This window comes from Streptomyces sp. SUK 48 (assembly GCF_009650765.1).
Lineage (GTDB): Bacteria > Actinomycetota > Actinomycetes > Streptomycetales > Streptomycetaceae > Streptomyces.
On sequence record NZ_CP045740.1, the window covers coordinates 521,925 to 534,244 of the forward strand.

The 12,320-nt window shown below is 73.7% G+C and carries 14 protein-coding genes; 8 read left to right on the forward strand and 6 right to left on the reverse strand.

The window, feature by feature from the left end; all coding sequences use genetic code 11:
* Positions 1–27: 27 nt before the first annotated feature.
* Both GHR20_RS02350 and GHR20_RS02355 read right to left on the reverse strand, forming a co-directional pair.
* Positions 28–480 (reverse strand): monovalent cation/H+ antiporter complex subunit F, encoded by a 453-nt coding sequence (locus tag GHR20_RS02350; RefSeq protein ID WP_153812016.1) that lies wholly within the window; start codon positions 478–480, stop codon positions 28–30.
* Positions 477–671: a hypothetical protein gene (locus GHR20_RS02355; protein WP_111581758.1), complete on the reverse strand. Its 195-nt coding sequence runs from the start codon at positions 669–671 to the stop codon at positions 477–479. The genes GHR20_RS02350 and GHR20_RS02355 overlap by 4 nt, the downstream gene beginning before the upstream one ends.
* 279 nt (positions 672–950) lie before the next feature.
* Between GHR20_RS02355 and GHR20_RS02360 the strand changes: the two genes are divergently transcribed.
* Positions 951–2,192 carry a lectin gene (locus tag GHR20_RS02360; RefSeq protein WP_153812017.1) on the forward strand — a complete coding sequence of 414 codons (1,242 nt, stop codon included), beginning with the start codon at positions 951–953 and terminating at the stop codon, positions 2,190–2,192.
* Positions 2,193–2,201: 9 nt separating this feature from the next.
* On the opposite strand, the gene GHR20_RS02365 is transcribed toward GHR20_RS02360, so the two are convergent.
* The gene (locus GHR20_RS02365) at positions 2,202–2,447 is read right to left on the reverse strand and encodes a hypothetical protein (RefSeq protein WP_111581760.1); all 246 of its coding nucleotides are present in this window, start codon (positions 2,445–2,447) and stop codon (positions 2,202–2,204) included.
* A gap of 105 nt (positions 2,448–2,552) precedes the next feature.
* Here GHR20_RS02365 and GHR20_RS02370 point away from each other — a divergent pair, with 105 nt between their 5' ends.
* Positions 2,553–3,593: a PHP domain-containing protein gene (locus GHR20_RS02370; RefSeq protein ID WP_153812018.1), complete on the forward strand. Its 1,041-nt coding sequence runs from the start codon at positions 2,553–2,555 to the stop codon at positions 3,591–3,593.
* A gap of 57 nt (positions 3,594–3,650) precedes the next feature.
* Entirely contained in the window at positions 3,651–4,310 is a 660-nt protein-coding gene (locus tag GHR20_RS02375) for an HAD family hydrolase (RefSeq protein ID WP_153812019.1), read from the forward strand.
* A gap of 280 nt (positions 4,311–4,590) precedes the next feature.
* Here GHR20_RS02375 and GHR20_RS02380 read toward each other — a convergent pair whose 3' ends face one another.
* The gene (locus GHR20_RS02380) at positions 4,591–5,484 is read right to left on the reverse strand and encodes an alpha/beta hydrolase (protein ID WP_153812020.1); all 894 of its coding nucleotides are present in this window, start codon (positions 5,482–5,484) and stop codon (positions 4,591–4,593) included.
* Positions 5,485–5,703: 219 nt separating this feature from the next.
* Here GHR20_RS02380 and GHR20_RS02385 point away from each other — a divergent pair, with 219 nt between their 5' ends.
* From GHR20_RS02385 to GHR20_RS02395, 3 genes are all read left to right on the forward strand, one after another.
* On the forward strand, positions 5,704–6,735 hold the full coding sequence (locus GHR20_RS02385) for an SDR family oxidoreductase (RefSeq protein WP_153812021.1): 1,032 nt from the start codon (positions 5,704–5,706) through the stop codon (positions 6,733–6,735).
* A 63-nt stretch (positions 6,736–6,798) separates the two neighbouring features.
* Positions 6,799–7,098, forward strand: coding sequence for a hypothetical protein (locus GHR20_RS02390; RefSeq protein ID WP_153812022.1), 300 nt, complete (start codon positions 6,799–6,801; stop codon positions 7,096–7,098).
* 70 nt (positions 7,099–7,168) lie between these two features.
* Positions 7,169–7,921 (forward strand): dienelactone hydrolase family protein, encoded by a 753-nt coding sequence (locus tag GHR20_RS02395; RefSeq protein WP_148024782.1) that lies wholly within the window; start codon positions 7,169–7,171, stop codon positions 7,919–7,921.
* Between the two features lie 76 nt (positions 7,922–7,997).
* Here GHR20_RS02395 and GHR20_RS02400 read toward each other — a convergent pair whose 3' ends face one another.
* Both GHR20_RS02400 and GHR20_RS02405 read right to left on the reverse strand, forming a co-directional pair.
* Positions 7,998–9,290: an ROK family transcriptional regulator gene (locus tag GHR20_RS02400; RefSeq protein ID WP_153812023.1), complete on the reverse strand. Its 1,293-nt coding sequence runs from the start codon at positions 9,288–9,290 to the stop codon at positions 7,998–8,000.
* 141 nt (positions 9,291–9,431) lie between these two features.
* On the reverse strand, positions 9,432–10,316 hold the full coding sequence (locus GHR20_RS02405) for a DUF3626 domain-containing protein (RefSeq protein WP_148024783.1): 885 nt from the start codon (positions 10,314–10,316) through the stop codon (positions 9,432–9,434).
* Between the two features lie 83 nt (positions 10,317–10,399).
* On the opposite strand from GHR20_RS02405, the gene GHR20_RS02410 reads away from it, so the two are divergent.
* Both GHR20_RS02410 and GHR20_RS02415 read left to right on the forward strand, forming a co-directional pair.
* Positions 10,400–10,894, forward strand: coding sequence for an FBP domain-containing protein (locus GHR20_RS02410; protein ID WP_111581769.1), 495 nt, complete (start codon positions 10,400–10,402; stop codon positions 10,892–10,894).
* A 102-nt stretch (positions 10,895–10,996) separates the two neighbouring features.
* The gene (locus tag GHR20_RS02415; RefSeq protein ID WP_181516014.1) at positions 10,997–12,247 is read left to right on the forward strand and encodes an aromatic acid exporter family protein; all 1,251 of its coding nucleotides are present in this window, start codon (positions 10,997–10,999) and stop codon (positions 12,245–12,247) included.
* Positions 12,248–12,320 lie beyond the last annotated feature (73 nt).

Genomic DNA, 12,320 nt, shown 5'->3' on the forward strand with positions numbered 1-12,320 from the left:
TTCCCCCGGCCGTCTTCCCGTCCCGGGTCAGCCACCGCGCACCCCCCGGAAGCCGCCCGACAGGGCCCGGGAGGCGATCAGGTTGCCGCCGATCAGCAGCGCGCCGATCACCAGCAGTTTCACCAGGGCCCGGCCCGGTCCGGTGACCGCGCAGAGGGCGGTCACGACGGCGGCGCCCACCGCGGCCACGGCGTAGGTGAGCCCCCAGGCGCTCGGCCGCCGCCCCTCCAGGTCCTCGTGCAGCAGCCGGGCGAAGACCAGGGTGCCGACCGGTCCGAGGAGGGCGAGCAGCAGGGCGAGGTCCAGATAGGCGGGGCGGCCGTACCCCTGGGCGAGGAGCAGCAGGGCCGGGCACAGGGCGGCGGTGGTGAGGTTCTGGGCGACGACGCGGCGGGCGGTGGGGCCGGTGGTCACGCCCCACAGGGCGGCCACTCCTCCCCCGCCCAGTTCCACGGTCGCCGCGAGGATCCACCCGTTCACCGCCAGGTCACCGCCCGCCGGCCGGCCCGTGCCAGCAGCGCGCCCGCGGCGGCGACGCTCGCGCCCACGATCCGCTCCAGAGTGTCGACGGCACTGATCAGCACCAGCCAGAGCAGGGCCAACGCACCCCACCAGAGCAGGAGTTCACCGGTGGCGAGCAGGACCGCACGAGGCGTCGTACGCCGCCGCATCCCTCGCCTCCTCTTTCCCCGCTCCTGTCCAGCCGCTTCCGGTTCGCGGCGGTGTGTCCGCTTCGCCGCTCGGTGCATCCAAGCACCGCCGGACCCCCGGCGGGGCGGCGGCACGCGGATGCGCGGGCGCAGTGCCCCGGGAGCGTGAACGGCGACCGGCGGGGCGCGCCGACCGCCCGACAGCAGCTCTGCGCCAACCTCTTGACGCCCCCTTATCTCACTCCTTAAATCAAGAAGCATCGCTCCATCCGAGAGCCTCCCCCCACCGATCGGAGAGCCATGGCCTCCCCCCGTACGCTCCGCGGCTGCCTGTTCGCCGCCCTGTCCGCCGCGCTGGCCTGCGCGGCCGCCGTCGGCCCCGCGCAGGCGCGCCCCGAGGGCCGGATCGCCCCCGCCGCGACCGTGACCACCTTCTCCGACACCTTCGACGGGCCCGCAGGCTCGGCGGTCGACTCCTCGAAGTGGACCCAGGAGACGGGCGACAACGTCAACAACCACGAGCGGGAGTACTACACCTCGGGCACGAACAACGCGGCCCTGGACGGCCAGGGCCATCTGGTGATCACGGCGAAGAAGGAGAATCCGGCCGGATACCAGTGCTGGTACGGCAGTTGCCAGTACACCTCGGCGCGGCTGAACACGGCCGGGAAGTTCGACGCGCGGTACGGGCATGTCGAGGCGCGGATGAAGATCCCGCGGGGGCAGGGCATGTGGCCCGCGTTCTGGATGCTCGGCACGCCGGTGAACTGGCCGGACTCGGGCGAGATCGACGTGATGGAGAACGTCGGGTTTGAACCCTCGACCGTGCACGGCACCATCCACGGGCCCGGCTACTCCGGTTCGAACGGCATCGGCGCCGGCTACAGCCTGCCGAACGGACAGGCGTTCGCGGACGGCTTCCACACCTTCGCCGTGGACTGGGCGCCGGACTCGATCACCTGGTCGGTGGACGGCACCGTCTACGAGCGGCGCACGCCCGCCGACCTGGGCGGCAAGACCTGGGTGTACAACGACCGGCCGTTCTTCCTGATCCTGAACCTCGCGGTCGGCGGCTACTGGCCCGGCGACCCGGACGGCAGCACCCCGTTCCCGGCGCAGCTGGTGGTGGACTCGGTCTCCGTCACGACCAGCGACACGGCGGCGGGGCTGCCGATCCGGGGGCTGGCCGGCAAGTGCGTGGACGTGGCGGGCGCGAACTCCGCGAACGGCACCCCGGTCCAGCTCTACGACTGCAACGGCACCGCCGCCCAGTCCTGGACGGTCGGCTCGGACGGCACGATACGGGCGCTCGGCAAGTGCCTGGACGTGACCGACCGGGGTACGGCGGACGGCTCGGCCGTCCAGCTGTGGGACTGCACCGGCGGCACCAACCAGAAGTGGACCGTCACGGGTGCGCACGACATCGTCAACCCGCAGGCGAACAAGTGTCTGGACGTCACCGGGAACAACTCGGCCAACGGGACCCGGCTGCAGCTCTGGACCTGCACGGGCGGCGCCAACCAGAAGTGGACGGTGGGCTGAGCCGGCGGCTCAGTGCAGCGTCCAGGTGTACTTGCCGCCGCCGACCCAGCGGACCACGTCCGGATCGTCGAGGTCGTGGATGGTGATGCCGTAGGCGGCGGCGACCTGCAGCACATCGGTGACGTTCCGGGCCGCGCCGATCACCTCCCCGTCGATCTCCATGATCCTGAAGGGCGGCTCACCCGGTTTCCCCGGGCACACGCCCAGCACCCAGATACGCGGCTGGGAGATGTAGGGGGCTGCTTGTTCGGTCATGCAACTCAGGTTAGGACGGAACGCCCCCGATGGGTCGTTCGGGGCGCCTTGCGGGGGATCGGTCCGCCGCGCCCCGGGCGGGCGGGCGGTGCCAGTCTTGGCCGTATGGAACCCGTCGCCGCCCTGGAGCGGATCGCCTTCCTGCTGGAGCGGTCGCTGGCGCCCGCCTACCGCGTACGGGCGTTCCGTACGGCCGCCCGGGTGCTGGACGGGCTGCCGCCCGGGGAGGTGGCGGCGCGGGCGGCGGACGGTTCGCTGGAGTCGCTGAAGGGGGTCGGGCCGAAGACGGCGCGGGTGGTGCGGGAGGCGCTGGACGGGGAGGTGCCCGGGTATCTGCGCGCGCTGGAGGAGGAGAGCGAGAGCGCCGGTGCGAAGGGGCCCGGGGCCGCGCTCCGGGCGCTGCTGCGGGGGGACTGCCACACGCACTCGGACTGGTCCGACGGGGGCAGCCCGATCGAGGAGATGGGGCGGGCGGCGATCGCGCTCGGCCATGAGTGGACCGTGCTCACCGATCACTCGCCGCGGCTGACCGTGGCCCGGGGCCTCTCCCCCGAGCGGCTGCGCGAGCAGCTGGACGCGGTGGCCGCGCTGAACGCGCGCTGGGCGCCGTTCCGGCTGCTCACCGGCATCGAGTGCGACATCCTGGACGACGGCTCGCTGGACCAGGAGCCCGAGCTGCTGGAGCGGCTGGACGTGGTCGTGGTGTCCGTGCACTCCAAGCTGCGGATGGACGCCCGCGCGATGACCCGCCGCATGGTGGCCGCCGTACGCGATCCGCACGCCGATGTCCTCGGGCACTGCACCGGGCGCCTGGTCACCGGCCGGGGGCGCCCTCCGTCGCAGTTCGACGCGGACGAGGTGTTCGCGGCCTGCGCCGAGTCCGGGACCGCCGTGGAGATCAACAGCCGCCCCGAACGGCTGGACCCGCCCCGCCCGCTGCTGCGCCGGGCCGTGGCCGCGGGGACCCTCTTCGCGATCGACACCGACGCGCACGCGCCCGGCCAGCTGGACTGGCAGATCCTGGGCTGCGCCCGCGCGGAGGAGTGCGGGGTGCCCGCCGAACGGGTGGTCACCACCTGGCCGGCGGAGGAGCTGCTGGGCTGGACGCGCGAGGGGCGGCTGCCCGCACGCGTGGCGGACGCCTGACGTGGTACCCGCTCGCGAAGCGCAAGAACGACAGAGAGCGACAGAGAGGGTCCCCGGATGGAGCAGCGCGCCGCCGTCTTCGACGTCGACGGAACGCTCGTCGACACCAATCATCTGCACGTCGTCACCTGGTGGGAGGCGTTCCGCCAGGCGGGTCACACCGTGCCCATGCACGCCCTGCACCGGGCCGTCGGCCTCGGCTCCACGGACCTGATCGCGCATCTGCTGGGCGAGGACCGCGACCACGAGCAGGACGCGGAACTCGACGCGGCGCACAAGGCGCTGTACGGGCAGTACTTCGACCGGCTGCCCGCCCTGCCGGGCGCCGGTGAGCTGCTGCGACGGCTGCACCGGGACGGCTGGACGGTCGTCCTCGCCACCTCGGCGAGCGGCTCGGAGCTGGGCGCGCTGCGCCGGGCCATCGACGCGGACGAGGCGATCGAGGCCACCGCGAGCAGCGACGACGTCCAGGAGGGCAAACCCGCTCCGGAACCCGTGGAGCACGCGCTGGAGCTGGCCGGGGTGCCGGCCGAGCGGGCGGTGTTCGTCGGGGACACCGTGTGGGACATGCGGGCCGGCGCCAAGGCCGGGGTGCGCTGCCTGGGACTGCTGTGCGGCGGGATTCCCCGGGCCGATCTGACGGAGGCCGGTGCGCGGGAGGTCTACGCGGACCCCGCGGACCTGCTCGCCCGTCTCGACGGCAGCCCGCTGGCCTGAGCGTTCCGCCCTGTGGCACAGCTCACCGGCGGGGGTGGAACAGCGGATGCCCCCCGCCCGTTGAACCAGGCGTGGGTACGGACGGGACAGTGTCCCCGGGCCTCACCTTCCGCCCACGGGGACGATCGTTCGGCTGAAGCCCTGTGGAGCCTTTCGCCGAGAGGCGACCGCCGTCCGCACCCACACTCAGACCGCCCCGGCCGTGCGTCCCCCCGTCACGGCCGGGGCTTCTCCGTTCCCGGACACTCGCCCCCTCCCCCGGCCGTGACGGCGGGCCCGGCTATCCGCCGATCCCCGCCGCGGCCAGCATCCGGCAGATCCCGGTGGCGGCCGCCGTGGCCCCGGCGGCGCCGAGGAACTCCCGCAGATCGGCGGTGAGGCGCCGCGCGTGGGTGAGGAACAGGCCGTGGCCGCCGTTCTCGTACACCTTCAAGGCGGCGTCCGGCACCAGCCGGGCCAGCCGTTCACCCGTATGGGCCAGGGGTGCGGAGGTGTCGTGGGTGCCGTGCACCACGAGCACCGGTACGTCCACGGCGGGCAGCTCGGCCGTGAGGTCGAGGCCGGTCACGACGGACCGCACGGCGGTGGCGGCGCGGGGCGTGGCCACCAGGCAGCGGTCGATCAGATAGCGCGCGCAGGCGTCGGAGACCTCGTTCCCCGCGCTGGTGACGGCGAAGAACGCGTCCGCGAACCGGGTGAACCAGGCGGCCCGGTCGCGCCGGAAGAACTCCTCGTCGGCCCGCGCGATCGCCGGGTCCAGCCCGTCGGGCAGCCGCTCGGAGCGCATGATGCCCGGGCCGACCCCGCCGACCAGCGCGGCCCGGGCCACCCGGGACGAGCCGTGCCGGGTCAGGCAGCGCACCACCTCGGCGGTGCCCACGGAGTGCGCGACCAGGGTGGCCTCGCGCAGGTCGAGATGGTCGAGCAGCCCCTGGAGGTCGTCGGCGAGGCTGTCGAGGTCGTACCCCGACCAGACGTCGTCCGAGCGCCCGTGCCCGCGCCGGTCCAGGCCCACGCAGCGGTACCCGGCCTCCGCGAGCGGCAGCATCTGGTGCTCCCACATCTCGTGGCCCAGATAGGCGCCGGCGACGAAGACGGCGACGGTACCGGAGGCGGGACCGTGGTCGACGTAGTGCAGCCGGGTGCCGTCGACGGGGCTGTCGTAGTACGGCATGGGGGTCCTCCTCGGGGTGGGGCGCGCGCGTGCGTCGGCGGACGCGCGGGGGCAGCGGTCCGCCGATGATCCCGATCGTGCCCAAAACGGACGGCCCGGTCGATGACCCGGCACGTCAAGCACGTGTGTCCGAGTGCCGGGCACGCGTGTGCGGGCGGTCCGCCCGGGTACCCGGCCGCTCGTCGCGGACCCTTCGCCGAAGGACGGAAGGAGCCGAAGGTGAGCAGCTCAGCGGGGAGCACGGTGGTGGTCACGGGGGCCACCGGCAATGTCGGTACGAGCGTGGTGCGCCTGCTCTCCCAGGATCCCGGGATCGCCTCGGTACGGGGCCTCGCGCGCCGGATGCCCGAGTGGTCGCCGCCGGGGACCGAGTGGTCCGCCGTCGACCTGGCGTCGGACGGGGCGGACCTCGAGGAGCGGTTCGCGGGCGCGGACGCGGTGGTCCATCTGGCGTGGGCGTTCCAGCCGACGCACGATCCGGCGGCCACCTGGCGGACCAATGTGCTCGGCAGCATCCGGGTGTTCGAGGCGGTCGCCGCGGCCGGGGTGCCGGTGCTGGTGCACGCCTCCTCCGTGGGGGCGTACTCGCCGGGTCCCAAGGACCACGCGGTGGACGAGTCCTGGCCGACGCACGGCTGGCCGGACGCCGCGTACTGCCGGGAGAAGGCGTATCTGGAACGCACCCTGGACGTGTTCGAACGCGATCACCCCGAGGTGCGGGTGGTGCGGATGCGGCCGGCGTTCCTGTTCAAGCGGGAGTCGGCGAGCGAGCAGCGCCGGATCTTCGGCGGCCGCTTCCTGCCCGGCCCGCTGGCCCGGCCCGAGCTGCTGCCGTTCCTGCCGGACATCCCCGGACTGCGCGTCCAGGCGCTGCACACCGACGACGCCGCCGAGGCGTACCGGCTCGCGGTGCGCTCGGCGACGGCCCGGGGCGCCTTCAACCTCGCCGCCGACCCGCCGCTCGACGCCGCGGTCCTCGGCGATCTGCTCGGCGCGCGTCCGGTACGGCTGCCGCGGACGGCCGTCCGCTCGGCCGTGGCCGCGGCCTGGAACCTGCGGCTGCTGCCCGCGTCCCCGCATCTGTTCGACGCGGTGCTGCGGCTGCCGCTGATGGACTGCACGCGCGCGCACGAGGAGTTGGGCTGGCGGCCCCGGTGGACGGCGACCGAGGTGCTGGAGGAGTTCCTGGAGGGACTCCAGCGGGGCGGCGGGCTGGACACCGCGCCGCTGCGGGGCCGCACGGTGGGCTGACCGGCGATGACACTTGACCGCACACAACTTGACCGCACACAAGGGGAGGAAGGCGAGAACACCATGACCGCACAACCCGAACAGGAACCCACCGGGGCGCCGCAGCCGGACCCGGTCCCCAGGGACATGCCCGACCAGCAGGCGCGGTCCGACGATCCGCTGGACCTGCCCAAGGACCGGCCGGCGGACGGGCCGACGGACCGTCCGGCGAGCGAGAACCCTGGCGGGCGGCCGGACGAGGCCGACAGGGACGACGGGGACGAACTGCCGGACACGGACGAGGCCGGCACCGGACCGCGTGGCGCGCCGCGTGCGGCCACCGTCCACCCCGAGCACCCGGGCCCGGACGAGTCACCCGACTGAACGCCCCTTGTCGCCCGCACGGTTGATCTCCCTTGCGCGCGTCCGGCGGCGCGGGCAAGGATGATCGATCATGCCCACCGAGACACTGCGCATCCCCACCCCGGACGGCGTCGCCGACGCGTTCGCCGCCTTTCCCGACGACGACCGGCCCCACCCCGCCGTGCTGATGTACCCCGACGCCTTCGGCCTGCGGCCCGTGCTGGAGGAGATGGCCCGGGAACTGGCCGGACACGGGTACTACGTGCTCGTGCCCAACGCCTACTACCGGCAGGGCCCGGTGCCGCTGATCGACCTGCCCGAGCACATCGGCGAGGAGATCCGGCCCAAGGTCATCGCCCAGTTGATGCCGCTCGTCGAGGCGCACACCACCGCACGCGTCCTGCGCGACGCCGACGCCTACCTGGCCTTCCTGGCCGACCGGCCCGAGGTGGCGGCCGGGCCCCTCGCCGCGATCGGCTACTGCATGGGCGCCGTGCTCGCCCTGCGCACCGCGACGGCCCATCCCGGCCGGGTGGCCGCGGTCGCCGGGTTCCACCCCGGGTTCCTGGTCACCGGTGACCCCGACAGCCCGCACCTGCTCGTCCCGGAGCGCCTCACCGCCGAGGTGCATCTCGGTCTCGCCGAGGGGGACATGACGCCCGAGGGGATCGCCACGATCGAGGAGGCGTTCGAGGCGGCGGGCGTCGGCCACCGCACCGAGGTCTACCCCGGCACCGTCCACGGCTTCACGATGGCGGACACCGACGCCTTCGACGCCGCCGCGTTCCAGCGCCACTGGGACCGGCTGCTCCCGCTCCTCGGCCGCACCCTGACCGCGGCCTGAGACCGCGGCCCGCCGGCCCCTGACGGAGCGTCACGCATTCGTCACACGCGCGTCTCACGTGCCCGTCGTGCGCCCGTCACGCGCCCGGAGTCCGCTCCCGCAACGCCGTCCGCCAGGCGGGGAGCGGGCTCTCGGGGGCCGGTGCGGGGCGGTGGCCGCCGCTGGTGAAGAAGTCGGCCAGCGGGAGGATCGCGGCACCGACGGTCACGGCGTCCGGACCGAGGCGGCCGAGTTCGATGGTGACCTTGTCGGCGGGGTGCCGCAGGGCGTACGTCGTCGCGTGCCGGCGTACGGCGGGCAGGAACCGGGTGCCCAGCTGGAGCCCGGCCCAGCCGCCGACGATGATCCGCTCGGGCTGGAAGAGGTTGATCAGGTCGGACAGGCCCGCCCCGAGGTACTCGGCGGTCTCCTCCAGGACGGCCAGCGCCACCGGGTCGGCCGTGCCGCCGGCCACCGGGTAGGCGGCCGCGAGCATGGCGGTGAGCGCGGTCTCCTCGTCGGCCCCGGCCGGCGGGCGCCCGCCCTCCTCGCGCCAGCGGGCGAGCAGCGACTCGGCCCCCGCGTACGCCTCCAGGCAGCCCGGAGCGCCGCAGCGGCAGCGGCGCCCGCGCACCCGTACCGTCAGATGCCCCCATTCGACGGCCCGGCCGCGCTCCACCTCGGGAGTCACCAGGCAGGCGCCGACGCCGGAGCCGAAGAGCACGACGACGGCATTGCGGGCACCGCGTCCCGCGCCGAACCACATCTCGGCCTGGCCCAGCGTCTTGGCGCCGTTGTCGATGAAGTACCGCACGGAGCCGGGCAGTTCGGAGGTGGCCCGGAGCAGCCGCTCCAACGGGACCGCGTCCCAGCCGATGGTCTGGCCGTGGACGACGGCACCCCGGTCGGCGGTGTGCTCGACGATGCCGGGGACACCGACACCGATGCCCAGCAGCCGCTCGGGTACGGCGGCCCCCGCCCCCAGCACCTCGGCGACACCGTCCCGGATGTGTCCGGCGATGACGTCGGCGTCGTAGCGCTGGGCGGTCAACGGGCGCTCGGTGCGGGCGAGTTCGCTCAGGGCCAGGTCGAACAGCTCGACCCGGACGCGGGTCTCGCCGACGTCGACGCCGATCATCTGCCCGCTGCCCGGGGCGACGCGCAGCAGCGTACGGGGCCGGCCGCCGTCGGAGTCGACGCTGCCGGCCTCCTCGACCAGTCCGTCGGCGACCAGATCGGCGACCACATTGCTGACCGACCCGGAGCTGAGACCGGTGGCCGGACCCAGCTCGAACCGGCTCAACGGGCCGTCGAAGTACAGCCGCTGCAACACGGCGGTGCGGTTGCCCCGCCGAAGATCACGCACCGTGCGCCCGTTCCGCCCCGCCATGCGGCTCCTTTCACGAACCATGCCCGACCTGCAACATACTCCTTCGGGCGACCGGAACGCGACTTTCCACCAACCCTTAGTTCATGCTGTGAGCTAAGCAGGAACTCCGTGTGCTCCACGCGCCGGGGCGAACCCGCCGGCTCAGCCCGCCGCGCACACCCCCTCGACGCGCGCCGTGCCCGCTCCCTCCGGCGCGCCGAAGCGGGCCAGGGTGTGCCAGAGCATCTTCAGGTGCTGGAGGTCGTGCCGGCCGGTGCGGGCGGCGTCGCCGAGGTGGCGGGGCGTCAGGAGGCCGTCCGGCGCGAGGCGGGCGCCGAGGGCGGTGTACCGCGGGCCCCGGTAGTCGGCGTGGTGGCGGAGCCGGTCGACGGTGAGGGCGTAACCGGGGTGCCATTCCAGCGGGAAGGGGAGGCTCCGGGCGGCCGCCTCCACCGGGGTGCCGCGGTAGCTCGCGTCCAGGACCAGGGCCTCGACGTCCCGGGCGAGCAGCACTCCCCCGTGGACATGGCTCTCGATGTAGTCGTCGAGGGCGTCCCGCCGGTCCGCCTCGGCGAGGGCGATCAGCCCCATCGCGCCGGCCGTGCCGAAGTGCGTGGGCTCGGCGGCGCTGTCCGGGTAGCAGAAGGTCGCGCGGGCCGTGGCCGGGGCGGTGAGCCGCAGATGCGAGGAGCCGAACCGGGGTGCGGCGCCCACCACTTGGCGGCGGAAGTCCAGCGCGCCGTACACCGGCCGCTCCGCCGGCTCGGCGTCGTCGTAGGCGCCCCCGAAGATCCGGCTCTCCCAGCGCCAGCGGTCGCCGCCGGGGTGCGCGGTGAGCCCGCCGTTGCCGGTTCCGGTGACGAACTGCGAGTGGTAGACGCCGTCCCGGGCGAGCGAGGCGAGGATCGGCAGCCCGCCCGAGAAACGGTCGGGGTGGAAATTGAGGGTGATGCGCGGGCCGGCGGCGAGCGGCGGCCCCAGGGCGCCGGCCGCCACATGGCGCAGGGCGCGCCGGGCGCGGGTCGAAAGTCCGTCCGGGAAATCCATTGGCCTGCCCTCCCCTGGGGTACTTAGGCTGATCAGGGGCCCCATGTTCCCGGGTCAGGCGCACGCACGACGAAGGATTTTCCATGAAACCGCTCACCGAGCAGGACATCCGCAGCTCTTTCGTGAACTGCTCGAAGGGTGAGGCCAAGCGGCTCGCCGTCCCGCGCGACCTCGGGGAGCGGCCCTGGGAGGATCTGGACTTCCTCGGCTGGCGCGATCCGGGCGCGCCCGACCGCAGCTATCTGGTCACCGAGCGGGAGGGCCGGCCGGCGGGCGTCGCGCTGCGCTTCCCCTCCTCCCAGCGCGGCTTCCTGCACCGCAGCATGTGCTCCCTGTGTCTGACCACCCATCGCGGCGGCGGGGTATCGCTGATGACCGCGCGCAAGGCGGGCACGGCGGGCCGCGAGGGCAACTCGGTCGGCCTGTACATGTGCACGGACCTGGCGTGCTCGCTGTACCTGCGGGGCAAGAAGACCCCGGACACCGGGATGCGGATCGAGGAAAGCCTCACCGTCGAGGAGCAGATCGCGCGGACGACGGGCAATCTGGCCGCGTTCCTCGACAAGCTGTACGTCTGAGAAACCCGGTCCCGGTCCCGTACCCCCGCCGGACGGCCCAACCGCCCACCCCCCTCGAACAGCCACGTTCGACGCGCCCGGGGAACGGGAAAAGGCGAAGGGATGCACCAGGTACGCAAGGGGTTCGAGGGACTGCTGCGTCTGGCGAAGCGCCGCCGGGAGCCGGTGGTCGTCCAGACGCTGCGATCGGCCACGGCGGCGACGATCGCCTACGTCATCGCGCTCCGGCTCAGTCCCGAGCCGGCCCCGCTGACCTCGCCGCTGACCGCACTGCTGGTGGTCCAGGTGACGTTCTACGCCACCCTCACCAACGGCATCCGCCGGGTGAACGCGGTGGTGGCCGGCGTCCTGGTCGCCATCGCCTTCAGTGTGCTGGTGGGCCTGACCTGGTGGAGCCTCGCGCTGCTGATCGTGGCCTCGCTGGGCGTCGGCCATCTGGTGCGGGTGGACGAGTACGTGGCCGAGGTGGCGATCAGCGCGATGCTGGTGCTCGGGGTGACCACGGTCGGGTTCACCGCCTGGGCGCGGATCGTGGAGACGCTGATCGGCGCGGTCGTCGGCACCGCCTGCAATCTGCTGCTGCCGCCGCCCGTCTGGGTGGACAAGGCGGGCGAGTCGATCGAGGACCTGGCGCGCCGGGTGCGGCAGCTGATGCTGCGGATGGGTGAGGAGGCCGCGGACCGCATCCCCTGGGAGCGGGCGGCCGAGCGGCTGCACGAGGCACGCCGGCTGGACCAGTACATCGCCGAGGTGGACGCCTCGCTGCGGCAGGCCGAGGACAGTCTGCGGCTCAATCCGCGGGTCAAGGAGGGGCTGCTGCACCGGGTGGTGCTGCGCACCGGTCTGGACACGCTGGAGATCTGCACGGTGGTGCTGCGGGTGCTGGCCCGTTCCTTCACCGACCTGGCGAAGGCCCGCGAGTCCGACTATCTGTTCCCGCCGCGGGTCGGGGCGACCGTGGAGGAGCTGCTGTCGGAGATCGGCGACGCGGTGGTCAGCTTCGCGGTGCTGGTGACCGCCCATCTGAGCGCGGACGCCGAGTCGGCGGAGTCGCGGCTGACGGCCGAGCTGCACACCGCGGCCGGCACCCGTGACCGGCTGGCCGAGCAGTTGCGGGAGCAGATCCGCGCGGACTGGGCGAACTGGCAGCTGCTGGGCGCCGTGCTGACCGAGACCACCCGGATCATCGACGAGATGGACACCGAGCACCGCACCCACCGTCTGCTGGAGGAGCTGGACCGGGTCTCGCGCGAGCAGCGCGCCAAGCTGCCCCGGATGACCCGGCTGCGCGAGCGGCTCGGGGTCCAGGAGGAGCTGTGGCGCCGTACGGGCTTCGGTGACCGCACACAGTGAGCGGGCCGGTGCCGGGCTTGCCCCGCGGGCCCGGCTCGGGCGAGGGTGGCCGTGCACGACCGGGACGACCTGA